Raw genomic sequence first — 24,106 nt, 5'->3', positions numbered from 1 at the left:
TTTTTCGTCAGATGAAACAAAAAGCGGAGTGAATACTTGATGTATTCACGAGCATTTTTGTGAAATATGACGGGAAATTTGCAAGCAGATGGCGTGCAAAGTCGCCAGACGCTCTTTGTGCGGTATTGCCTTTCGATTGTTCCCTTGTCATGAGCCTATTATATCACCTTTTCACTAGTAAGTCAATAGGTTTTATATGATTTGTTCGACTTTTTCAATTTGTTCAAATTCGACATTTTTAATCGATGTTTAAAACGGAAAATACATGATTTTTCTTGCAAAAATCAGACGGTTCACCAGAAATCGCTTCTGGTGCCGTCTGATTCCGGAATCCGCTTTCCCTTAGGGCAACACTGTACAAAGCTCGTGCGGTATTGCCTTAGATGTAGTACATAAATGCCTCGTCCTGCGGAATAGAATTCCGATAACGATCCATCATATCCTGTAACGTGATGCTGCTGCAAAACTGCCGCAGATAAGCAGTCATCTGATCCCAGAGGCATTCCTGCACAGTTGCTTTCAGGAGAGAGGTGTCTTCTGCTCCGCCGGTATCCGCATCGCCCAGAATGGTAATATCCAGAGCATCAATGATTTCCCGAAACGAAATCTTGTCTGCCGGACGGGCGATCACATAGCCGCCCTTAAAGCCCTTGATACCACGAATCAAATGTGTCTGCCGCAGTGCAACCAGAATCTGTTCCAGATATTTCACAGAAATATTCTGCCGCTTGGAAATGCTGCTGACTGCAACTGCTTCTCCATTTTCCGAATGCAGGGCAATATCGATCAGTGCGATAATGCCGCATTCTACTTTCGTTGAAATTTTTATGGTACTTCCTCCTCTCTCCGGTTTGCGTGATATTGCAGTGTTTCCTTTAGTCTGCGAACAGGGTGGTGGAATAATACCGGTCGCCGCTGTCCGGCAGCAGAGCCACGATCGTCTTTCCGGCATTTTCCGGCTTCTTCGCCAGTTCCAGTGCGGCATGGAGTGCTGCACCGGAGGAAATGCCTACCAGAATGCCCTCATGCTTTGCGATCAGCTTTGCTGCTGCAAACGCATCATCGTTCTGTACTTCGAAAATGTCATCATAGATTTTGGTGTTCAGAGTCTTGGGCACAAATCCGGCACCGATACCCTGAATCTTGTGCGGACCGGGCTTTCCGCCGGCGAGCACCGGAGAATCTGCTGGTTCTACGGCAACGATTTTCACATCCGGATTCTGGGACTTCAGATATTCACCGGTACCGCTGACAGTACCGCCGGTGCCGACACCGGCAACAAAGAAGTCCACCTTGCCGTCCGTATCCCGCCAGATCTCCGGACCGGTCGTCTTGCGGTGTGCTTCCGGATTGGCAGGGTTTTCGAACTGTCCCGGAATAAAGCTGTTGGGAATTTCTGCTGCCAGTTCCCTGGCACGTTCAATGGCACCCTTCATGCCCTTTACGCCCTGTGTCAGCACGATCTCCGCACCGTATGCTTTCAGAATGTTCCGTCGTTCCACACTCATGGTTTCCGGCATGGTGAGGATCACACGATACCCCTTTGATGCAGCAATGGCAGCCAGTCCGATACCAGTATTCCCCGAAGTCGGCTCAATAATCACAGAGCCTTCTTTCAGCTTGCCTTTCTGCTCTGCATCTTCCAGCATTGCCTTTGCGATACGATCCTTGACGCTGCCTGCCGGATTGAGATATTCCAGCTTCACCAGCACACGGGCTTTCAGTTCCTGTTTCTTTTCCAGATTGGTGACTTCCACCAGCGGGGTGTTTCCAATCAGTTCTACTGCACCTTGATAAATCTTAGACATAACGCGTAACTCCTTTTCCAGAATAATGATATAGACAACAATATAAAAAAAGCCAAGGGCAATACCGCACAAAGCCCGCCTGACGGCTTTGCACGCAATCTGCGTGCAGATTTTCCGTCGTGTTGCCCAAGTTTAAATGAATACGGAATCGTCCTGTAAGGACTGGTTCTCCAGCAGGTAGCATTTTTCTCCTGCAATGACAAACAGCCGGTAGAGGAACACATCTACAGTTTCTCCTACCGTAATGGGTTCTTCCTCCAAGTCCCGCTTGGCGATCAGCAGATCTCCGTGGACACGCACCGCCAACTCGATCCAGTCGCCGCGGAACGAAGTCCGTTCCACCACGCCCTTGGAAGCGGAACTGCCGTACTTCTGCACCTCGTTCTTGCGGGTGATCTTCAGGAATTCCGGACGGACAATCGCCTTTTCCACGCCGTCCATATGCTGGAATGTGTGGTACTTCTGATAGTCTGCCAGCACGGAGGTCTGCCCGAAGAACGATGCTGTAAACGCAGTCTGCGGGTGACGGTAGATCTCAATTGGCGTTCCCATCTGTTCAATGTGTCCGCGGTTGGTGATGATGATCTCGTCCGCCACCTCAATGGCTTCGTCTTGGTCATGGGTTACAAAAATGCTGGTCACGCCCAGCTTGCTGATCATTTCCTTCAGCCAGCTGCGGAGTTCCTGCCGCACCTTGGCATCGATCGCCGCAAAGGGTTCGTCCAGCAGCAGCAGCTGGGGATTCGGTGCCAGAGCACGGGCAAATGCCACACGCTGCCGCTGGCCGCCGGAAAGCTGGCTGGGATACCGCCGTTCCAGTCCCCGAAGTCCGATCAGGTCTACCAGTTCCATCACACGGCTGGCAATGGTTTTCCGGTCTACTTTCTGAATCTTCAAGCCAAAGGCGATGTTGTCATACACAGTCATGTACCGGAACAACGCGTAGTTCTGAAACACAAATCCAATGCCACGCTTGCTCGCCGGAATGTCATTGACCACTTTTCCGTCAATGCGGATCTCACCGCTGTCGGGGTGTTCCAGACCGGCGATCATGCGGAGAATGGTGGTTTTGCCGCTGCCGCTGGGCCCCAGCAGACCGATCAGCTTTCCCTTTTCAATACCGAAGCTGACATCATCAGAAGCCTGATAATTGCCATATCGTTTCTGAATATGATTTAACTCTACGTACATCAGCTATCCCTCTTTCCTCCGCGGTGTTCGATCAGACTGCGAATCACCAGAATCACAATTGCCATAAGCACCAGAATCGACGAAGCCGCAAATGCCGGTACATACTGAAATTCATTGAACAAAATTTCCACGTGCAGCGGCAGGGTGTTGGTTCTGCCACGCAGGTGTCCGGACAGTACCGAAACCGCACCGAATTCGCCCATGGCTCTGGCTGCACACAGCACCACGCCGTACAGCAACGCCCACTTGATATGGGGAAACGTCACCTTGCGGAAGATCGTCCACGCGTTGGCACCTATCAGGGCAGCCGCTTCTTCTTCATCTGTCCCCTGCGATTCCAGCACCGGAATCAGTTCGCGGGAAACAAAGGGGAATGTTACAAAAATCGTTGCCAGCACAATGCCCGGCACTGCAAACACCACATGGATCCCCAGATCATGCAGCAGCGGATAAATCACGCTCTGTCTGCCGAATGTCAGCAGGAAGATCAGACCGGCAATGATCGGAGAAATGGTCACCGGCACATCGATCAGCGTAGTCAGCACTTTCTTGCCGCGGAACTGATACTTGGTGACTGCCAGTGCTGCAAACACGCCGAATACCGTGTTCACACCTACGGCAATGGCAGTGGCTTCCAGCGTCAGCAGTACAGCTTTTACCGTGTATTTATCGGTGACAGCTGCCTGATAGGTTTTCCACCCGTCCCGCAGTGTCTCGGAAATGACAGTCGCCAGCGGCAGGAGCAGCATGACGACCAGAAACAGCACGCTGACACCGATCAGAACCCACTTGACGATTTTCGAACCAACGGTTTCTTCATGCATGCTCACTGCCCTCCTTTCAGAATCTTCGAACTTCTGGACTGCACCAGATTGGTCAGGAACAGGATCAGGAACGCTGCGACCAGCATTACCAATGCAATGGAAGTGGCACTGGTGTAGTCATATTCCTGCAACTTCGACATAATGATCAACGGCGTGATCTCGGTTTCATAGGGCTGGTTGCCGGCAATGAATACCACGCTGCCGTACTCTCCAAGACATCTGCCGAATGCCAGACCGAATCCGGTCAGGGCTGCCGGCAGGATTTCCGGAAATATCACCTGCCAGAAAATCCGGATCCGGCTGGCTCCCAGAACCCCTGCCGCTTCTTCATAAGTGGAATCCAGCTTTTCCAGAATCGGCTGCACCGTGCGGACTACAAAGGGAATCCCCACAAATACCAGTGCCACGGTAATGCCTACCCTAGTGTAGGCGATCTGAATGCCGAACCGTGCAAAGAACTTTCCCACCAGACCGGTGTCTGCTGTCAGGGAAGTCAGTGCAATGCCTGCAACCGCTGTCGGCAGGGCGAACGGCAATTCGATCATGCCGTTCAGCAGCCGCTTCATGGGGAACCGGTACCGCACCAGCACCCACGCCAGAATCACGCCCATTACCGCATTGATCGCAGAAGCGGCAAACGCCGTCAGCAGACTCACCCGAAAGCTTGCCAGCACACGGGGCCTGGTAATGGTTTCCCAGAACTCTGCGGGGCTAAGTTTTGCGGTATAGACCACCAGCGATGCCAGCGGGATCAACACGACGATACTAAGAACGGAAAGCGTCACTCCCAAGGATAATCCAAATCCGGGAATCACCCGTTTACTGCCTTTTTTCATAGCTGCTCCTTATTTTTCATAGATCTGATCGAAAATGCCGCCGTCGGAGAAGTGCACCTTCTGTGCCTCGTCCCAGCCGCCGAAATCCTGAATGCTGACCAGATCGATGTTCAAGTCAAATACATCTGCATATTCTTTCAAAATTTCCGAATTGGTCGGTCGGTAATAATGCTTTGCCGCGATTCGCTGTGCCGCATCGGAATACAGATACTGCAAATACTCGGTCGCCACATCGCGTGTACCGCGGTCGTCCACCACGTCATCTACCACTGCCACAGAGGGCTGTGCCAGAATGCTGATGCTGGGGTTTACGATCTCATAGTCCTCCGGATTGTCCCGCATGGAGAGATACGCTTCATTTTCCCATGCCACCAGCACATCGCCCTGTCCGTTTTCCACAAAGGTGGTCGTGGCTCCTCTCGCACCGGAGTCCAGCACCAGCACATTCTGATACATCTTCTTGACGAAGTCCTCCGTCTGCTGGGTGTCGCCGTTATATTTCCGGTCGGCATATGCCCATGCGGCAAGGTAATTCCACCTTGCACCGCCGGAGGTTTTCGGGTTCGGGGTAATGACATCTACGTCGTCCCGCACCAGATCGTCCCAGTCCTGAATGTGCTTCGGGTTGTCCTTTCGCACCAAGAACACAATGGTCGAAGTATACGGAGCACTGTCGTCCGGAAACTCGTCCACCCAGCCGTCCTCGATCAGTCCCGCCTTTTCAATGGAATCAATGTCGTATTCCAACGCCAGCGTGACCACATCAGCTTCCAGCCCGTTTGCCACCTCCAGAGCCTGCTTTCCGGAACCACCGTGGGACTGAATGACTTCCACGTCCTGTCCCGTCTGCTCTTTCCAGTGCTCCGCGAATATCGTATTATAATCTGTATAAAGTTCTCTGGTGGGGTCATAGGAAACATTGACAATGCTCACCGTGTTATGATCTCCGCAGCCGGTAAATGTCCCGCCTGCCAGAACCGCCGCCAGCAGCAGTCCGATGCACTTCTGAATCTTCATACAGCTTCCTTCTTTCCTGCGGAGAATCGGGCTTTTCCCGCTTCTCCGATAATACATACCGTTTTGATATGTTTAGTATGTTACATATCATACTGCAAAACTAGTAATTTGTCAATAGGATTTCTCCGGTTTTGTAGAATTGCACAAGCAAAGTACTAAAATCATAGTGATTTTATAGGCGTTATATATAAAAAGCTGTCCGATGCCGTTCTATCCCCTCGCTTGTCTGCATAGGATAAAGCAAAGGCAGCACCGCAGCAGAATCTGTACGGTACTGCCCAAGCCAACGCCGCCGGACGGCAAAAAAGGAGGAGTTCCATATGGACCTGAAAATCAATCGGGAAATGCTCCCTGTGACTGAAATTCTTCTGGACGAAGTACAGGAGCAAAGTGTTGAACTGGACTACGTACTGCCGGACTATGATCCGGACATCTTTCGCATCATCGGCTGTGAGATCCAGCCGACCATTGTCAATTCCACTACCGGAACCGACCGCATCACCTACGAACTGCGTGCAGACATTCGCGTGCTGTACTGTGGTTCGGAGAGCACGCTGCTGCAATGCGTGGCACAGCAGATGACATTCACCAGAAATGTAGAACTGCCCCGCCCTGCTGAGGACCTGCAAGTGCAGATCCGTCCCCGCACCACCTATGCCAACTGCCGTGCCGTCAGTCCCCGCCGGCTGGAAGTCCGCGGAGCCGTTTCGGTTTCGATTCGAGCTGCCGGCGACCGGAAGCAGGAGGTCATCGAGGACGTTTTCGGCATGCACGTACAGCTGCGAAAAGTTCCCGTGGAATACGCCGCACAGAAACGCCGTGCCACCAAGCATATCCTGCTCAACGAAGATGTGGAACTGGGACAGTCCAAACCGCCGATCCGCAGCATTGTCCGGAGCAGCGTCCGGCTGAACCACGAGGAGCAGTCGATCCTCGCCGGCAAGCTGGTGGCAAAGGGCGAAGCAACGGTGCAGTTCCTCTACACATGGCAGCAGGAGGACGGTTCCAACGGGCTGGAACAGATGCAGTTCACTGTCCCTTACAGCCAGATCGTGGACATGGAGCAGATCGACGACACCTACCGCGGCAGTGTGGACACACAGGTGGTACGGTGCGACCTGAAGCCTTGTACCGGCAAAAACGGCAGCATGGACAGCTTGCAGTGCGAACTGGAACTGTGCCTGCGGTGCACAGCGATCAAAACCGCTTCCATTCAGCTGGTGACTGATGCCTTTTCCACGCTGTACCCCTGTGAGCAGGAAACGGTTTCTCTCCAGATCGACATGGCACCGGTGCCGGTGCATGCGGTGATGCCGTGCAGTGCCTCGCTCCAGCCCACCGACACCGTGCCGGAATGCATCTATGATCTGCACTGCCACGTTCGCAACATCAACATGCAGCTGCTCTCCGACACCAACCGCATTCGCATCAGCGGCATGCTCTGCTGTAATCTCCTCGCCGGTGATGCAGACGGCATGCCCATGATGCTGGAAAAGGAGGAAGCGTTCGAGGTGTACACCGACTCGGAAACGCCGGTAGACAATGCTGTATTGCAGGCGGAGGTGCTCCCCACAGACTGCACCTATCATCTGGCTTCTGACGGCAAGATCACCATTCAGGCATCACTGCTGCTGCGGGGATACCTCCGTCCCTCTGCCCGCCACACCTGTCTGTCTGGTCTGACGGTGGACGGCGAAAACAAACTGGTGCGGGACGGCGACTATGCCCTGAAGCTGTACTATGGAGTAGAGCACGAAAACGTCTGGGACATTGCCAAGCGGTGCCGCACCAGCGTCGGGGCGATCATGGAGGAAAACGACCTGACAGACGAACAGCTTACCGCTGCGGGCATGCTCTTTATTCCCATTGTACAGTAACGGCAGGAGGTACAGAATATGGCAAACACGATTTATCAGGACATTGCCTGCCGCACAGGCGGTGACATTTACATTGGCGTAGTGGGTCCCGTGCGTTCCGGAAAGTCCACGTTCATCAAACGGTTCATGGAACAGCTGGTCATTCCCCACATTCCCAACGAAGCATGGCGGGAACGTGCCACCGACGAACTCCCCCAGTCCGCCGCCGGCAGAACGATCATGACCACCGAACCGAAGTTCATTCCGGAAGATGCGGTGGAACTGACGCTGGAGGACAATGCCCGCATGCGGGTACGCATGATCGACTGCGTGGGATATATCATTCCCAGTGCACTGGGCTACATCGAAAATGAACAGCCGCGTATGGTACATACCCCGTGGTTTGAACAGGAAGTCCCTTTCAACATGGCGGCAGAAGTCGGCACGCGGAAAGTCATTGCAGAGCACTCCACCATCGGGCTGGTAGTCACCACTGACGGCAGCATCACCGACCTGCCCCGTGCGGAATATGCCGAGTGCGAACAGCGTGTCATTGCAGAATTGCAGGAACTGGGAAAGCCCTTTGCCGTCCTGCTGAACTGTCTGGATCCGCACACTGCCGCCGCCAAGGCAATGGCAGAACAACTCTCCCAGCAGTATCAGGCACCAGTGCTGCCTGTCAGCTGTCCCGATCTGGATGAAAACGACATCTGTCAGATCCTGACGGAACTGCTGCGGGTGTTTCCGGTGCGGGAGATCAACGTCTGCATGCCACGCTGGATCTCCTCGCTGGAAAAAAGCCACTGGCTGCGGGAATCGGTCTTTTCCTGTATCCGGCAGGCTGCCGCAGAGATCCACACCATTCGGGATACGGCTCTTTTCGCCGAGGCAGTGAGCACCTGCCCCTATGTCACGCGGGCAGCCATTCGGGAGATCGACATGGGCACCGGCAGCGTCTGTGCCGAAGTGGAACTGGACGCATCGCTGTTCTACCGCATTCTGGGAGAAACCACCGGTCTGGACATTCACGGTGAAAGCGACCTGCTGCCCATTCTGCTGGAGCTGAGCCGAATCCAAAAAGAATACGCCAAAATCGAACCGGCTTTGCGGGAGGTAGAAGCCACCGGCTATGGCATCGTGATGCCGGAGCAGGAGGAAATGACACTGGAAGAACCGGAGATCATCAAGCAGGGCGGACGATACGGCGTGCGGCTCCGTGCTTCGGCACCGTCCATTCACATGATGCGTGCCGACATTCGCACCACTGTCAGCCCCATTGTGGGCACGGAACGCCAGAGCGAAGAACTGGTCATGTACCTGCTGGAGGGCTTTGAGGAGGACCCTACAAAGATCTGGTCGTCCAACATCTTTGGCAAGTCCCTCCACGAGCTGGTGGGCGAAGGACTGCACAACAAGCTGTCCAAAATGCCCATGGACGCACGGCTCAAGCTACAGGAAACACTACAGCGAATCATCAACGAAGGCTGCAGCGGTCTGATCTGCTTCATCTTGTAATCGTAAAACAGCAAAACGCCGGAACGGTTCTGACACACGTTCCGGCGTTTTGCGTTTTGTGGAATGGGTTATCGAAAAGTCCTCTCGGACTGAAAATAGCTATGGCAATACCGCACAAAGAGCGTCTGGCGACTTTGCACGCCATCTGCTTGCAAATTTTCCGTCATATTTCACAAAAATGCTCGTGAATACATCAAGTATTCACTCCGCTTTTTGTTTCATCTGACGAAAAATTTGACGACGCATCTGCCGCACAATCTTTGTGCGGTATTGCCCTATTTCTCGTAAGTCAGTGCCGCAGTCTTTCCGGCTTCGGCAGCTGTATAATTCGGACGGATCACATGCACCGCGTCCATGTTGGTGATCAGGACAACTGTAAACTTTGGCAGCTGGTTCTGTTCCAACAGATTCAGGTTCACCTCTGCCAGCAATTCGCCGGCGTGAACGGTATCGCCTACCTTGTGCTTCGTCCGGAAGCCGGCACCATTCAGGGAAACCGTATTGATGCCGATATGCACCAGCACTTCCAGCCCGTCAGGTGTTTCAATGCCATAAGCGTGCAGGGAATCCTGTATGTCTACGATCTTTCCGGAAACCGGTGACAGCACCTTGCCGTCGGTCGGGTCAATGGCATAGCCGTCACCCAGTACCTTTTCTGCGAAAACCGGATCCGGCAGCGTGTCTACCGGAACGATCTTGCCGTTCTGCACTGCCAGCAAAGTATTCGCCGGAGCCTCCGGCAGGTCTGCTGCTGCTTTATTCTTTTTCAAAAAATCAAGCATTCCCATAACTGCTCAATCCTTTCTGTTCTGTTTCCACGCGAGAAATGTTTCTCGGTCGGAGTATGATGCAATGGCACCGTCTTTTCCCATGGAGTAAAACCGTATACGGCAGGAGCCGGCAAACAGCCGCTGGCGGAGTGCTTCTCCAATTGCCAATACCTGTTTCATACGCATTCCCGCCTGTCACGCCTGCTTGCCGCCGGAAAACAAATTTTCCACGCAAAACGGCTGCATTTCCCAAAGGTGTACCTCTGCCTGCTCCGCCTGCACTGTCAGCTTCGACTGCTCTGCATCGGCATAGAAGCGGGACGTGAACACGGCTTCGCCCTCGTTGGCAAAAATCTCTACAGAAGAAGTGTCACAGAACAGCCGCAGCTGTTTCAGCCGTTCCAGCGGTACCTGCCGCATGGGGCGATTGCAGCCGCTTGCTCCGAATTCCAGTGTGAGGAAGCTGCCGTCCCATGTGAGCACGCCGTCTGTGCCGAACTGCACCCGCAGGGACTTTCCCGCGGTCAGGCGAATCTCTGCCTCATAAGCGGCTGCGGTCCTGCACGAGAATTCCTGCTGTACAACGACAGTCTGTTCCGCACCGCGAAGCTGCTGCAATTCCGGTAGCGGCTCCTGTTGGATCCTGCCGTTTTTCTCATGGAGCACCCGCGGAATGGTCAGCAGATTGGCCCAGCCGAATTCCCGTTCCGGATAGCCGTAGTCGCTGTCCGGCATACCCAGCCAGCCGATCAGGATCCGCCGTCCCTGCCGGTCTGTGTAGGTCTGCGGAGCGTAGAAGTCGAACCCATGGTCGTACTCCTCAAATGCAGACAGGGTGTATTCCCCGTACAGGTCACCCTCCAGCCGGCAGTAGCCGCTTTGGTAGATGTTCTGATACTTCCAGTCCTCCGCCGCCACGCCCTGCGGAGAAAAGGACAGGAAGCGGGTCCCCTGCAATTCGAAGCAGTCCGGACACTCCCACATGTACCCGAAGGGCTTCTGAGAGGTGATGCGGTTTGCCAGCGTCCACGCTTTCAGGTCATCGGAACGATACACCAGCACTTCGCCTACGTCGTCTTTTCTTCTGGCACCCAGCACCATTGCGAAGCTGTCGCCGTCTTTCCAGACCTTCGGGTCACGGACGTGACAGGTCAGGTCTGCCGGATAGTCCTCGTTGTACAGCAGCACCGTCTTTTTGGTGAAGTGCAGCCCGTCCTCGCTCTCTGCCCGAATGGTGTTGTGTTCTCTGCCGGCAGTGGTATAGTCGTAGTCCTCTCTGTCCCGCCGGAGCACGTTTCCGGTATAGAACAGGTACATGGTGCCGTCCTGCCCCAGTGCAGAACCGGAGTATACGCCGTGACAGTCGAACTTTTCATCGCTGCACAGTGCCGGTTCGCAGTACTGGTAGTGGATAAAATCTTCTGTGGTATAGTGTCCCCAGTAGTTCAGCCCCGGCTTGACATCAAAGGGAGAATACTGGAAAAAGATGTGATGGGTTTCTCCGATCTGGCACAGCCCGTTGGGGTCGTTCAGCCAACCGGTCACGGGAGCCAGATGAAACACCGGTCGCCACGTCGAAGTCCGGTCGGTGCTCCGTTCCAATGCCCGACAAGCATTTTTCAGGTTCTGTGTTCTAACAGTACTCATAGGATTCTGCCTCCGTTCACGCATTCGATGCAGTCTTTGCCGCTGCCGGTTTTTCTGCCTTATAGCCAAAGATCCATGTGAGCAGGAATGCCACGCCCATTGCCACCAGCATGGAAACGATATACTGAACCGGCTGGTTCAGGTGCAGCAGAATGGCGAAGATACCGGTTACGCCGGTCGCCGTTGCTCCCAAGTGGAAAATCGAGGTCATCAGTGCACCGCATGCTCCGCCGATGGAACCGCAGATAAACACTTTGATATGCCGCAGGTTGACACCGAAAATTGCCGGCTCAGTGATGCCCATCATGCAGGACAGAGCTGCCGGAAATGCCAGCGACCGCATCTTCTGATTGCCGCGGCTTTTCAGTCCCACTGCCAGACAAGCTGCACCCTGTGCCATATTGGCAGCCGATGCCAGCGGCAGCCAGTGTGTCACGCCGTACTGGGAAAGCTGTCCCAAGTCAATGATCGTATACATGTGGTGTACGCCAGCCACAACTGTGGAGGAATACAGTCCGCCCATGAGGAATGCTCCGATGCCGTAGGGCACTGCGATCAGCCACTGTACGCCGTCCAGTACCCATGTTTCCAGCTGGGAGAATACCGGTCCGATAGCCGTCAGTGCCAGATAACCGGACACGCCCACGCTGACCAGCGGTGTGACAAACAAATCTATTGATGCCGGCACGATCTTATGCAGCCGCTTTTCCAAGAAGCACATGAGCCATACGGAAATGATTACCGGAATGACATGGCCCTGATAGCCCACCGCGTTGACATCATACAGTCCGAACCAGACGGAGAACTTCGGGATTGCCTCGCCGGCTTCCACCGCAGATGCCACGCTCCACGCATTCATCAGGTCGGGATGGATCATGATCATGCCGATTACAGAACCCAGGAACATATTGCCGCCAAATGCCTTTGCCGCACTGGTGGCGATCAGGATCGGCAGAAATGTAAATGCAGTGTTGGAAAACATGTGGAAAATCTTATAGGTATCCGAATTTGCCATTGCCGGAAACAAGGTACTGAAGCCCTCCAGCAAGCCCATCAGCAAACCGGTTGCCACGATTGCAGGAATGATCGGTACGAAAATATCCCCCAGCACCTTGATCGCTTTCTTGAACAGATTCATCTTCTGTCCGGCTGCCGCCTTGACATCTTCCTTTGTGGCGGTTTCAATGCCGGAAACGGCTACGAATTCCTCATAGACCCGATTGACAACGCCGGTGCCGAAAATGATCTGCAACTGTCCCTGTGCGATAAATACGCCCTTGACGCCTTCAATTTCTTCGATTTCTTCTTTGCGAATGCTCTTTTCGTCTTTGACAACCAATCGCAGACGGGTGGCACAATGGGCACCGGAAATCAGGTTTTCCTCACCGCCGATTTTTTCCAGCACCTGTACCGCTGCTTCATGATAATTCATTAGATCATCTCCTGTCATTTTTTGAAACGGGGAATCGCTGTAAAAAAATCTTTCCCTTTTCTTTCAAGCTGCCGCAGGTTTCCGTTTTGCGGCAGTTCTATTTCTGCAAATGCTGTCGAGAACCATTTCCATGAATCAATGTGAAATCGATTTCTTAATGTGATTCTATTATAGCAGAAATAAAAGAAAAAGGAAAGATGTAAAATCACCAAATTTAAGGGATTCTTTTTGTATCAGAACATAGAATATATGAAATTGTTTTCATATATACAGGAAAACTGGTGGAGAGTCCGGCAAAATCCTGCTTCGAACACAGCACCGCACGTTTCCCTATTTATTCCGCCGCACCAGTGCTTTCCCGTTCGTACAGCCGGCACTGCATCTGTGCGGTACGAACAGCATCATTGTCGTTCTGGATCATATCCATGAGAATGGCACCGGCTTCCAGACCGCCTGTCCGGTGGGACAGACTGACAGAAGTCAGGTGGGGCGAATAGATCGCCGACATGCGGTTGTTGCCGACTGCTGTCAGTTTCACCTGTTCCGGAATCTGGATTCCTGCACGCCGCAGCACGTCGATTGCTCCGAATGCAATGGTATCTGTAGCACAGAAAACGCCGTCAAAAGGAATCTGCTTTTCCAGAAATGCCGCCATGGCGTCGCTGCCGTCCTGTGTGGTGAAACCGGCACACTCTGCGATCAGTTCCTCCCGAAAAGCAATATGGTTTTCTTCCAGCGTATCCAGATAACCGCCCCTTCTGGCACGTCCGGCAGCCTTGTCCTTTAAGGTCACACCGAGGTGCACAATATTCTGACAGCCGCAGCGAACCAGACAGTCGGTCGCCAGCTTTGCGGCACCGTAGTCGTCAAAATATACGCAGGAAACATCGGATTCCTGCTGTCCCATTAAAACGATCGGCTTCTTATAGGATTTCATCAGGGCGAGGTGTTTTTTCGTCATCAGCGTTCCGATAAAGATCACGCCGTCTACGTTGTTCAGCCGGAACGTTTTCAGGTATTCCATTTCCCGTTCCGTGTTGTTTCCGGTGTTCGCCAGCAACACCTGATAACCGGCATTGTTGACAACCTCTGTGATGCCGTCCACCATTCGGCTGACGGATTCTGAGCTGATTTTCGGAACAATCACACCGATCAGATTGTTTCTGCCGGTGCGGAGCGTCTGGGCAGAGGAACTGGGCGTATAACCGGTCTGTTCGATCACCGCCTGAATCCGCTTCCGCTTCTGTTCGCTGACATATCCATTATTCAGATAGCGGGACACCGTTGCCGTAGATACTTCCGCCAGCTGTGCGATCATACTGATATTCATTGCAAATCTCACCTTTCGTTCCAACAGTATATCTTCCTATGAGAACGTATACTGCATCTATCATAATTCTCACATTTATTGTAACAGATTACCATAAAAAATGCAAGTAAAATCTGTATTTTCATGATTATTGATAATTACTTCCCCAAAGTTTTGTGTTTTTTGACGATTTCACCGCGTTTGGTTGGGATTGTTGCAAACGTTTCTAAGGCAACACCGCACAAAACCAATGCAATGTTGCCCTAAGCATACGATTCCCACAGCTGTATCCACAGCAAATAAACACACATCAGACAGAAAGGCAGATTTTGCAGCCGGAACTGCCAGCAGACTGTCCCCAGCAGTACGGTCAGCAGAACTGCTATGCCATTCTGGAGCCGCTCGGTCTGTTCCGGCAGGCAGCCACAGACAGAAAGCACACTGCGGCAAACTGCCCCGCCGTCCAGTCTGGCATAGGGCAGCAGGTTGAACAAGCCCAGTCCCAGATGCAGCATACCGGAAACCGAACCGCGATCTCCCCACAAAAACGCTGTCCCCAGCAGCAGATTCACTGCCGGACCTGCAAGAGAAACCAGTATGTCCTGCCAGTATGCCCCGCAGGCAGCAGACGGCACAAACAACGCTCCGGCACCGCACAGTGAAACTGTCTGCACGTGGCGGTGAAACAACAGCAGCATTGCCAGATGTCCCAGTTCATGCAGCAGACACGCCAGAAACAGCAGCAGAAAATACAAGGCTCCGCCGCGGACTGCCACCAGTGCCGCCACGGCAAAGAAGCTGAAGTCCACGGTGAACACCGTCCCACGCCAGTGCCAGCAAATCACTTGGTGATCCACTGCTGCACGGCACGGAGCAGCTGATCCAGCCAGAGCACCGGCGGTGCATCCCGTTTTGCGGCGTACTGTTCCAGCAGCATGATTTGCCACTCCGGTTTCAGCCAGTGCAGCCCAAACACGCAGAGCACCAGCAGCAAACAGAGAATACACTGTGTCAGGGCGATGTCGTCGGCATGCTGAGGCTTTCGGGGTGCCGGCGTGTCCGACAGATGTATGGTTTCCAGCAGCGGCACCTCTGCCGGCTGGGTTTCCGGTTCATGGGGCTGCTGTTCCGAATGCTTTTCCATTTCCTCCATCATGATCCTGCTCCTTTTCCTAAGGCAACACCGCACAAAGCTTGTGCGGTGTTGCCCTAAACTTGCGGCGATATTGTGCTACTACCATATGAAGCAGGACAGAAAAATAGACCTGTCAGCATGCTTCTGCTCACAGGTCTAAGGCAATACCGCACAAAGATTGTGCGACAGATGCGTCGTCAAATTTTTCGTCAGATGAAACAAAAAGCGGAGTGAATACTGGATGTATTCACGAGCATTTTTGTGAAATATGACGGGAAATTTGCAAGCAGATGGCGTGCAAAGTCGCCAGACGCTCTTTGTGCGGTATTGCCCTAAGGCAAAATTACTGTTCTTCCGCCGGCGTTTCTTTCTGGATCCTGAAGATCATGCGAAACAGACTGGACAACAGCTTCGGGCTCTTGACAACAACGATTTTCATATGAAACTCCTTTCAAACATACATGTAATCTGTCACAGGCACACATTCCGTGTCCTCTGTCCCCAGTATATTCACTTTTCCAAAAAAGGTGCAGAAAAGCGTCCGGAAGACTTCTGGCTTCCGAACGCTTTTCCGGCAGTACTGTACAAGGCTGCACTTCATGTATTCCGATTTTCCGCATTTGCGTGTTTTGTTGTCTCCAAACGCAGTGCATGCCGCAGTCCGATATATTTTTCTCTCCGGATATTTTTTTCGCGGCGAAAACGGATCGGTTCTCACTCGTTTTGTTTCTTTCTTTTGTTTTTCTTTTGTTTTTCTGTTTTTTATCTATGCTTGACGTGCATATGCAGCTGGAATTTTCCCGCCGCCAGCATCACGCTTAACGCTGCCATAGACAGCAAAATACAATTTCCTGCCTGCTCCAATTGCAGGAAAAATAACCCGATCATAACCAGACTTTCCACGCACCAGATCAGACGGGCACGATGCCGGTACACCCGCTGTTCCAGCTCGTCCAGAGGCTTATGCGAAGTTTCCACTGGTGCAAGCAGCCACAACAGTATGCTGGAAATCATATATACCGGAACCGCCGTCCACAGGGGAAGCGGCACAAACCGCAGCAGTACCAGCACGATCGCGATCATTGCCGCCGAATACCAGTAGCACCGTACCGGCGTTTTCGCGTGGAATCCGCCGGCAAAGCTGCGAAGCGGGATATACGCCGCCGTAAACAAGACACTTTCCCACACCAGACCGAAAGCCATGCCGATACAAAGCGTTGTGAGCAGGTTCAGACAGACGGAAAACAGTTGCTTGATCCCATAGCGGCATATGGAGAAACGTTCTTCTGAAATGGTTCCGCGTGCCACAAAAGAACGTGCAATGGTATCTGACAGCTTCGCAAACATTAGAACTTCCGCAGCTTTCTTGCACGCTCCGGCAGCTCGTCCTGATAGGAGAAGTAGATGCAGGTGGAGTTTGCCACCAGCGTGGTCATCATCATTGCTGCTGCGGCAAAGGCTGCTGCAAATACACCGTAAACATTCATCATTTTTGCTTTCATTTTGAAACCTTTCCTTTCTGTTGGTGTCATCTTCGACACATTCCGCGGCGTGTGATACGCCATAGTATAAGTGGTTTGAAATGCCTTTGGATACTTCTCCTCCTGCTCCTGCCGGATTCAGAAGCGACTTTCATTCTGGCAGAAAGCATTCCCCCTTTCCCGTTTTTTCGCACCCTTCGGTATTTCAGAAGCGGGTCACAGAACCGAAGAATATCATTCTCCTGCGTTTCCTGTAATCCTTGTGTATCATTATAGCACACTTTCTCTTCACTTTTTAGAAATTGTCAAAAATAGCATTTGAATCGTCAAAAACAGTACGGAAACAGTTGCGGTTTCAAAAAGATACAAAAATAACCAGCTGTTCACAAAAGAAACAACTGGTTACTTTTACGGCAATACCGCACAAATTGCGATTGTTCAAAAAAGCATTACTCCGATGCGGAAGCAATGACCTCTGCCACCAGATTTGCCGGCAGCTGTTCATAGCGGGCAAATGCCATGGAGAAGGTTCCCTCGCCCTGTGTCATCTGCCGCAGCTGCAATGCATAATCTGCCATTTCCCGAAGCGGCACTTCTGCCGAAATGAAAGTCATACCCTGATCTTCCACAGAATTCATGCCCAGCACTCTGCCGCGACGCTTGTTCAGGTCGCCCATAATATCGCCGGTGCATTCGTCCGGAACAGTTACGCTCATCAGTCCCACCGGTTCCAGCAGCGTCGGTTCTGCCTGCTTCATGCCTTCTTTATATGCAAGAGAAGCCGCCGTCTTGAACGACATCTCCGAAGAATCCACAGGGTGATAGGAACCGTCCACCAGAATTGCCTTTACGCCGACCACCGGAAAGCCTGCCAGAACACCCTTGGTGTAGGATTCCTGCAAGCCCTTTTCCACTGCGGGGAAGAAATTCCGCGGCACAGCACCGCCGAATACCTTTTCTTCAAAGACCAGTTCTTCCGACGGATACGGTTCGAACTCGATCCAGACATCGCCGTACTGTCCGTGGCCGCCGGACTGCTTCTTGTACTTACCCTGAACTTTGACCTTTTTCCGAATGGTTTCCCGATAAGCGATCTTCGGCACGGAAAGTACCACATCTACCCCAAAATCAGCTTTCAGCTTGGAAACCACCGCACTCAGGTGCTGCTCGCCCAGTCCGGAGAGGATCATCTCATTGGTTGCCGGATTCTGCTGATAGGACAAGGTCTGGTCTTCCTCCAGAATCTTCTGGATCGCCGCAGCCACCTTTGCCTCATCGCCCCGTGCCGCCGGACGCACTGCCATACTGTAGCACGGTGTCGGGAAGCTGCTGCGGGGCAGGCTGACTACGCGGGAACTGTCACACAGTGTATCACCGGTATTGGCGGAAAGCTTTGTCGCTGCCACCAGATCCCCTGCTTCCGCAACAGCCGTTTCCGTCTGCTTCTTGCCGCAGAGGAAGAACAGTTTGTTCAGTTTTTCTGTGGCTCCGGTTTTGCTGTTCACCAGTTCGGCACCAGCTTTCAGCGTGCCGGAAATCACCCGCATCATAGACAGTTTGCCCACATAGGGGTCTGCCAGTGTCTGGTATACCTGCACGCAGACCGGTTCTTCCGGTGACTGATGCAATACAACTTCTTCGCCATTCTGGTTCAGTGCCGCGATCTCGTCAGAAGCTTCCGGCACCAACAGTTCCATTTCCTTGCACAGCAGATCTACGCCCTCCAGCATCTGAGCCGAAACGCAGGCAACCGGTGTGATCGTGCCGTCACGCATGCCCTTATGAATACCGCCCACCCGTTCTTTCTGGGTAAACTCCTCGCCGGAGAAGAACTTTTCAAACAGTTCCTCGTCAGTTTCCGCAATTGCCTCTGAAAACGCCTGAATCAAGCCGTCTACCCGATAACTCAATTTTTCGGAAACCTCGGAAGTCGGCATGGGGATCTCCTGAGCCTTGCCGTCCTTGTCGTAGCGATAGGCTTTCATTTCGATCAGGTTGATGTAGGAATCCACCTTCCGGTCTGCGATGACCGGTACTACTACCGGACAAACCGACGGCCCGAAAGCGGATTTCAGTTCTGTCAGTACATTATAAAAGTTGGCGTTTTCATCGTCCAGCTTTGTGACCACAAACATTCGCGGCTTGCCCTCTGCTGCACGGTATGCCTTTTTCGTGCCCACCCGAACGCCGGATTTTCCGGATACGGTAATCATTACGCAGTCCGCCGCAGAGATGCCCTGCACCATGCCGCCGGCAAAATCAAACATGCCCGGTGTGTCCAGCAGGTTGATCTTCTGACCGTCCAGCATGATGCTGCCGGTGGCGGTGTACACGGAAGAATGCCGCTTGATCTCCTCCGGTGCAGCATCAGAAACTGTAGTGCCCGCTGCAACGCTGCCCATGCGTTCCACGCAGCCACCCTGATACAAAAGGGCTTCCAGTAATGTGGTTTTTCCGGTGCCGGCATGGCCAGCCAGTGCAATATTCTTGATGATCATAGCTTTTTCGCTCCTATCATAAATTCTATTTCGCAGCAATTTAGCAAGTTGCCTAATTTTATTTCAACTGCATATTGCAATTATAGCACATTTCACATCACATTGCAAGCCCTTTTTGAAAAAAGTTGAATTTTTTTCGAAGAACCGGAAAGCATTCCGCCTGTCCAGTGTGTCCGACTGTCAATATTTCTTGTGGAGTTTCCACAAACTTTTGAAATGCTATTGACAAGTGCACAAAAAGGTGATAGAATATAGCTTAAAATATTTAAGGAAACACTGAATAAAGCCGGCAAACAGACTTTATGCAGCGTTTCCTTTATGAGAGTAACTGGAGGAATTTTTTCATGGACGCCGCCGATGACAGCGACACAGCAAATCCGAATCGAATGATAATGACAGCACGATGCCTTGCCATGTGGCAGAGGTATGGCATTTTCTGCGTTCGTGCTGCCTGTAGAAGGCATGGTCTGCACCGTATGCGGTGCTAGCTGTGTCTTTTTGTATTTTTTACAGAAATCACACATATGGTATTGTAATAAGAAAGGTTGGAATTTTTTCTCAAATGGTAGGTTTAATTTTATTGCAGATCGCCCTGATCGCCCTGAACGCCATATTCGCCGGCACAGAGATCGCGGTGATCTCCGTCAACGAGGCAAAACTGGAAAAAGAAGTGGAAAACGGCAACAAGCGTGCCCGCTGGCTGTTGAAAATGGTGCGGAACTCCTCCGGATTTCTGGCAACGATTCAGGTGGCGATCACCCTGTCCGGCTTTCTGGGTGCGGCATTTGCCTCTGACAGCTTCGCGGAAAAGCTGACGGGGCTGCTTCAAAAGACCGGCATCGGGTTGAGTACCTCTGTGCTGAACACGATTTCTGTCATTCTGGTAACACTGGTCATCTCCTATTTTTCCATTGTCTTTGGCGAAATGGTGCCGAAACGCATTGCCATGAAGAACGCCGAAAAATTTTCGCTGACAATGTCCGGACCGATCACGGTAATTTCCAAGCTGTTCGCCCCGCTGGTGTGGCTGCTGACCAAATCCACCAACGGAATCCTGCGGCTCTGCGGCATTGACCCCAACAGTGAGGACGAGATCGTCACGGAAGAAGACCTGCTGCTCATGGCAGATGCGGGACACAAAAAAGGAACGATCGACACCGAAGAAAACGACCTCATTAAAAATGTATTTGCATTTGACGATCTGACTGTCGGCGAGATCTGCACCCACCGCAAGGAAGTGGCGGTGCTCTGGCTGGACGAAACCATTGCTCAATGGGAACAGACTATTCATGAATCCCGCCACTCGGTCTATCCGGTCTGCGGGGACAGCGTAGACCAGATCGTAGGCGTGCTCAACGCCAAGGACTTTTTCCGGCTGCAAAACCGCACCAAGGAATTCGTCATGGAACACGCTGTACACACGCCCTATTTCATTCACGAAACCATGAAAGCTGACGAGTTGTTCAGCAAGATGAAACGGCACGCAGACCATTTTGCAGTCGTTGTGGACGAATACGGCGGCATGTGCGGTATCATTACTGTGACCGATCTGGTGGAACAGCTGGTCGGAGATTTCGACGATGACGAAACCGAACGGCAGGAACCGGAACTGGAACGTCTGGATTCGAAAACGTGGAAGATCCGCGGCACCTGTTCCCTCCACGATGTGGCAAAGGCTCTGGATCACGAATTTTCCGATGCGGAGGAATACGAAACCTTCAGCGGCTTTCTCATCGGCAAGCTGGGCGAGATTCCAAAGGACGGCAGCCGCCTGAAGCTGGAGATCGAGGGATACCTGATCCGCATTCTCAACGTCCGGCAGCACTGTGTGGAAAAGGCAATCGTCCGGCTGGAGCATTCTCCGGCGAATCCACTGTAACAGAAGACTTTTCCGGAGAAAACAGCATTAGAATGTAAAAGAAGCATCTCGTTGAGATGCTTTTTTTCATGTGCGGTGTTGTGAAATTCAGTGTTTCCTTAGATTTCTTCTTGTTTATGCTTTTCTGCAAATTCTTTTTTAAACGCCTCAAATTCCGCGTCTAATTCCTCAGCGGTCTTTTCAGAACAAATTCGTCTGACTTCTTCCATATCAACATCTTTTTCTTTATCAATATCATTCATATTTTATCTCTCCTTTATGAAATACCGAACTCCTGCTTTATCTCTTGTATGATAGAATCCGGCAGTTCTCCGTACTTTTCTTCTGCTTCTTTCAGCTTTTCAGGGTGTTCTTTTGCATAATGTTCCACAGTGTCGTCCTGCACCATAAATAGTTCTTGTCTTTGCATGTTGATTCGTTCTTTCATTTGGTTCGTATCCGATTCTGAATTCTGTGTTTCAGAATGGCTGAATTTCAACATCTGCATAAACCTCCGCAAAGATTTTCCTGCTATAAACAGAAATGTGAAAACATCATTTCCTTCCTTACGCAAAAAACTCTATCACATTTCATAATTGGATTATATCACATTCTCACTCCAAAATCAACATTTTTTCAAAACATTTTTCAACTCGTCAGACTGCCCTCTCCAGCTTCGACAAAATGCAACTTATTTTTTACGCAGATTTTACATAGCCACCGTGCGGACTTTACAGAGAACCGGTATAATAATGGCAGTACAACGCAAGCACTTTGCGGTGTTATCCCAGAAAAATGCCCCTGTTTTCACGGGGCAGCAATAAGGAGTCGAAACCTATGGATATTTTTTCCGTCATTACCCTGCTGGGCGGTCTGGCGTTCTTCCTGTACGGCATGAACGTCATGTCCTCCGGTCTGGAGAAACTCGCCGGCGGCAAGCTGGAAATCGTTCTGAAAAAGATGACTTCCAACAAGTTCAAGAGCCTGTTGCTGGGCATGGGCATCACCATTGCCATTCAGTCCTCCTCCGCCCTGACCGTCATGCTGGTCGGGCTCGTCAACTCCGGCATCATGGAACTGAGCCAGACGATCGGCGTACTCATGGGCTCCAATGTGGGCACCACGCTGACTGCATGGATCCTGAGCCTTTCCGGCATCGAGGGGGACAATCCCTTCCTGAAAATGCTGAAGCCGGAATCGTTCTCCCCGATCATTGCTCTGATCGGTGTCATTATGATCATGACTGCCAAACACAACCGCACCAAGGACATCGGCAAGATCATGGTGGGATTCTCCGTGCTGATGACGGGCATGACCCTGATGAGTGGAGCCGTCAGCCCGCTGGCAGATTCCCCGCAGTTCTCCCACATTCTCACCGCGTTCCGGAACCCGATCATGGGCGTTCTGGTGGGAGCCGTTTTCACCGGCGTGATCCAGAGTTCCGCTGCTTCTGTGGGAATCCTGCAGGCACTCTCCCTCACCGGACAGGTCACCTACGGCATGGCGATCCCGATCATCATGGGACAGAACATCGGTACCTGTGTCACCGCCCTGCTCTCCAGCATCGGCGTAAACCGCAGTGCCAAGCGGGTGGCATGTGTGCACATCTGCTTTAACTGCATCGGCACACTGGTGATTCTGCCGATATTCTACGGACTGTACTGGCTGCTGGACTTCGCCTTTGTCGGCTCTGCAATTGATCCGGCTGGCGTGGCTCTGGTACACACGATCTTCAACATTGTCACTACAGCAATGCTGCTGCCGTTCACCAAGCTACTGGAAAAGCTTGCGTATACGCTGGTACGGGACAGCAAAAAGGAAAAGGAAGCCAAGGAAAAGCATGCTATGCTGGACGAACGCCTGCTGGCAACACCAGCAGTTGCCATTGAAGTCTGTCACGGTGTGACCATGGAAATGGCAGAGTTGTCCAAGACCACAATGAAACTGGCGATCAACATGCTGTTCCAGTATGACAAAGCCACCGAAGAACAAATTGAGGAAAACGAAAACCGCATCGACAAATACGAGGATAAGCTGAACGCCTATCTGGTACGCATCAGCAAGCACAGCCTTTCCTCCAAGGACAGCCGGACAGTTTCGAAAATGCTGCACTGCATCGGCAATTTCGAGCGAATTGGTGACCATGCGGTGAATATCATGGAATCAGCACACGAACTCCACGAAAAGGGGCTGCACTTCTCTGGCGATGCCGCAAAGGAACTGCGTACCCTGTGTGATGCTCTGCTGGAAACACTGAACATGGCATATCAGGCGTTCGAAAAGGACGACCTCGCCATTGCACACCAGGTAGAGCCGCTGGAAGAAGTTATCGACACCCTGAATCTGGAACTGAAAAACCGCCACATCAAGCGGCTGCAAAACGAAGAATGCACCGTGGAACTGGGCTACATCTATCAGGATCTGCTCACCAACATCGAACGCATTTCCGACCATTGTTCCAACATTGCCGGCGTGCTGATCGAAATCGACGAACAGCAGAATATCCACAAGTATCTGTACAAGCTGAAAGAAAACGATGAAACCTTTCAGGAATCCTACCACCAGTACCTGAACCACTACTATCTGGAACTGGGACAGCCCACGCTGGACGAAGTCGTGGACGCGTGATTTTCACACTGAATAAATAAAGGCAATACCGCACAAAGAGCGTCTGGCGACTTTGCACGCCATCTGCTTGCAAATTTTCCTTCAGAGCCTGTTTCGTATCTTCCCGCACGCATCTTGCGTGCATATTTTCCGAGATATTTCGGGAAAATACTCGAAAATCCACAAAGGATTTTCTCCGTTTTTCCCTTCATCTCTCAAAAAATCTGACGACGCAATCTGCATACGTCAGATACGAAACAGACTCTCATATTTCACAAAAATGCTCGTGAATACATCAAGTATTCACTCCGCTTTTTGTTTC

General features: G+C 52.0%; 23 protein-coding genes. 4 read left to right on the top strand and 19 right to left on the bottom strand.

The window, feature by feature from the left end; genetic code table 11:
• Positions 1 to 379 precede the first annotated feature (379 nt).
• The 6 genes from DXB92_RS08800 to DXB92_RS08775 form a co-directional block, all read right to left on the bottom strand.
• Positions 380 to 952, bottom strand: coding sequence for an Rrf2 family transcriptional regulator (locus DXB92_RS08800; protein WP_242986636.1), 573 nt, complete (start codon positions 950 to 952; stop codon positions 380 to 382).
• Positions 876 to 1,808, bottom strand: a complete 933-nt coding sequence (gene cysK, locus DXB92_RS08795) for a cysteine synthase A (protein ID WP_117733597.1) — start codon at positions 1,806 to 1,808, stop codon at positions 876 to 878. Before cysK ends, DXB92_RS08800 begins: the two co-directional genes overlap by 77 nt.
• Before the next feature lie 132 nt (positions 1,809 to 1,940).
• Complete coding sequence (locus tag DXB92_RS08790; RefSeq protein WP_117733596.1) at positions 1,941 to 2,999, bottom strand: ABC transporter ATP-binding protein; 1,059 nt, start codon at positions 2,997 to 2,999, stop codon at positions 1,941 to 1,943.
• Complete coding sequence (cysW, locus tag DXB92_RS08785; RefSeq protein WP_117733595.1) at positions 2,999 to 3,823, bottom strand: sulfate ABC transporter permease subunit CysW; 825 nt, start codon at positions 3,821 to 3,823, stop codon at positions 2,999 to 3,001. Before cysW ends, DXB92_RS08790 begins: the two co-directional genes overlap by 1 nt.
• A 2-nt stretch (positions 3,824 to 3,825) precedes the next feature.
• The gene (gene cysT / locus DXB92_RS08780) at positions 3,826 to 4,659 is read right to left on the bottom strand and encodes a sulfate ABC transporter permease subunit CysT (RefSeq protein WP_117733594.1); all 834 of its coding nucleotides are present in this window, start codon (positions 4,657 to 4,659) and stop codon (positions 3,826 to 3,828) included.
• Positions 4,660 to 4,668: 9 nt separating this feature from the next.
• Positions 4,669 to 5,676 carry a sulfate ABC transporter substrate-binding protein gene (locus DXB92_RS08775; protein WP_117733593.1) on the bottom strand — a complete coding sequence of 336 codons (1,008 nt, stop codon included), beginning with the start codon at positions 5,674 to 5,676 and terminating at the stop codon, positions 4,669 to 4,671.
• Positions 5,677 to 5,996: 320 nt separating this feature from the next.
• On the opposite strand from DXB92_RS08775, the gene DXB92_RS08770 reads away from it, so the two are divergent.
• Both DXB92_RS08770 and spoIVA read left to right on the top strand, forming a co-directional pair.
• On the top strand, positions 5,997 to 7,553 hold the full coding sequence (locus tag DXB92_RS08770; protein ID WP_021682118.1) for a DUF3794 domain-containing protein: 1,557 nt from the start codon (positions 5,997 to 5,999) through the stop codon (positions 7,551 to 7,553).
• A gap of 18 nt (positions 7,554 to 7,571) precedes the next feature.
• On the top strand, positions 7,572 to 9,047 hold the full coding sequence (gene spoIVA, locus DXB92_RS08765) for a stage IV sporulation protein A (protein WP_117733592.1): 1,476 nt from the start codon (positions 7,572 to 7,574) through the stop codon (positions 9,045 to 9,047).
• A gap of 275 nt (positions 9,048 to 9,322) precedes the next feature.
• Here spoIVA and DXB92_RS08760 read toward each other — a convergent pair whose 3' ends face one another.
• The 11 genes from DXB92_RS08760 to DXB92_RS08710 all read right to left on the bottom strand — a co-directional run bounded on the left by DXB92_RS08760 (position 9,323) and on the right by DXB92_RS08710 (position 19,319).
• Positions 9,323 to 9,817 (bottom strand): PTS glucose transporter subunit IIA, encoded by a 495-nt coding sequence (locus DXB92_RS08760; RefSeq protein WP_207636446.1) that lies wholly within the window; start codon positions 9,815 to 9,817, stop codon positions 9,323 to 9,325.
• A gap of 24 nt (positions 9,818 to 9,841) precedes the next feature.
• Entirely contained in the window at positions 9,842 to 9,997 is a 156-nt protein-coding gene (locus DXB92_RS13700; RefSeq protein ID WP_181977002.1) for a hypothetical protein, read from the bottom strand.
• A gap of 15 nt (positions 9,998 to 10,012) precedes the next feature.
• Positions 10,013 to 11,464 (bottom strand): glycoside hydrolase family 32 protein, encoded by a 1,452-nt coding sequence (locus tag DXB92_RS08755; protein ID WP_181977001.1) that lies wholly within the window; start codon positions 11,462 to 11,464, stop codon positions 10,013 to 10,015.
• Positions 11,465 to 11,480: 16 nt separating this feature from the next.
• Positions 11,481 to 12,896, bottom strand: coding sequence for a PTS transporter subunit EIIC (locus DXB92_RS08750; RefSeq protein WP_117733589.1), 1,416 nt, complete (start codon positions 12,894 to 12,896; stop codon positions 11,481 to 11,483).
• Positions 12,897 to 13,230: 334 nt separating this feature from the next.
• A complete protein-coding gene (locus DXB92_RS08745) occupies positions 13,231 to 14,250 on the bottom strand; it encodes a LacI family DNA-binding transcriptional regulator (RefSeq protein ID WP_117733588.1) in 1,020 nt (339 codons plus the stop codon).
• A 218-nt stretch (positions 14,251 to 14,468) separates the two neighbouring features.
• Positions 14,469 to 15,050 carry a hypothetical protein gene (locus DXB92_RS08740; RefSeq protein WP_021682129.1) on the bottom strand — a complete coding sequence of 194 codons (582 nt, stop codon included), beginning with the start codon at positions 15,048 to 15,050 and terminating at the stop codon, positions 14,469 to 14,471.
• Entirely contained in the window at positions 15,047 to 15,361 is a 315-nt protein-coding gene (locus tag DXB92_RS08735) for a hypothetical protein (RefSeq protein WP_021682130.1), read from the bottom strand. Before DXB92_RS08735 ends, DXB92_RS08740 begins: the two co-directional genes overlap by 4 nt.
• Positions 15,362 to 15,683: 322 nt before the next feature.
• Positions 15,684 to 15,779, bottom strand: a complete 96-nt coding sequence (spoVM, locus tag DXB92_RS08730) for a stage V sporulation protein SpoVM (RefSeq protein ID WP_117733587.1) — start codon at positions 15,777 to 15,779, stop codon at positions 15,684 to 15,686.
• A gap of 323 nt (positions 15,780 to 16,102) precedes the next feature.
• A complete protein-coding gene (locus DXB92_RS08720; RefSeq protein ID WP_117733585.1) occupies positions 16,103 to 16,687 on the bottom strand; it encodes an accessory gene regulator B family protein in 585 nt (194 codons plus the stop codon).
• Positions 16,687 to 16,842, bottom strand: coding sequence for a cyclic lactone autoinducer peptide (locus DXB92_RS08715; RefSeq protein WP_117733584.1), 156 nt, complete (start codon positions 16,840 to 16,842; stop codon positions 16,687 to 16,689). Before DXB92_RS08715 ends, DXB92_RS08720 begins: the two co-directional genes overlap by 1 nt.
• Positions 16,843 to 17,270: 428 nt before the next feature.
• The gene (locus DXB92_RS08710) at positions 17,271 to 19,319 is read right to left on the bottom strand and encodes an elongation factor G (protein WP_117733583.1); all 2,049 of its coding nucleotides are present in this window, start codon (positions 19,317 to 19,319) and stop codon (positions 17,271 to 17,273) included.
• A gap of 562 nt (positions 19,320 to 19,881) precedes the next feature.
• Here DXB92_RS08710 and DXB92_RS08705 point away from each other — a divergent pair.
• The gene (locus tag DXB92_RS08705) at positions 19,882 to 21,198 is read left to right on the top strand and encodes a hemolysin family protein (RefSeq protein ID WP_117733582.1); all 1,317 of its coding nucleotides are present in this window, start codon (positions 19,882 to 19,884) and stop codon (positions 21,196 to 21,198) included.
• 98 nt (positions 21,199 to 21,296) lie between these two features.
• Here DXB92_RS08705 and DXB92_RS13695 read toward each other — a convergent pair whose 3' ends face one another.
• Together DXB92_RS13695 and DXB92_RS08700 are read right to left on the bottom strand one after the other, a co-directional pair.
• Positions 21,297 to 21,440, bottom strand: coding sequence for a hypothetical protein (locus DXB92_RS13695; protein ID WP_181977000.1), 144 nt, complete (start codon positions 21,438 to 21,440; stop codon positions 21,297 to 21,299).
• A 14-nt stretch (positions 21,441 to 21,454) separates the two neighbouring features.
• Entirely contained in the window at positions 21,455 to 21,685 is a 231-nt protein-coding gene (locus DXB92_RS08700) for a hypothetical protein (protein WP_187118443.1), read from the bottom strand.
• Between the two features lie 329 nt (positions 21,686 to 22,014).
• Here DXB92_RS08700 and DXB92_RS08695 point away from each other — a divergent pair, with 329 nt between their 5' ends.
• On the top strand, positions 22,015 to 23,805 hold the full coding sequence (locus DXB92_RS08695; protein ID WP_117733580.1) for a Na/Pi cotransporter family protein: 1,791 nt from the start codon (positions 22,015 to 22,017) through the stop codon (positions 23,803 to 23,805).
• Positions 23,806 to 24,106: the final 301 nt, after the last annotated feature.

It is taken from the genome of Ruminococcus sp. OM06-36AC, from assembly GCF_003438725.1.
GTDB classification, from domain to species: domain Bacteria; phylum Bacillota; class Clostridia; order Oscillospirales; family Ruminococcaceae; genus Ruminococcus_C; species Ruminococcus_C callidus.
This window is presented reverse-complemented; position numbering and strand designations above follow the sequence as displayed.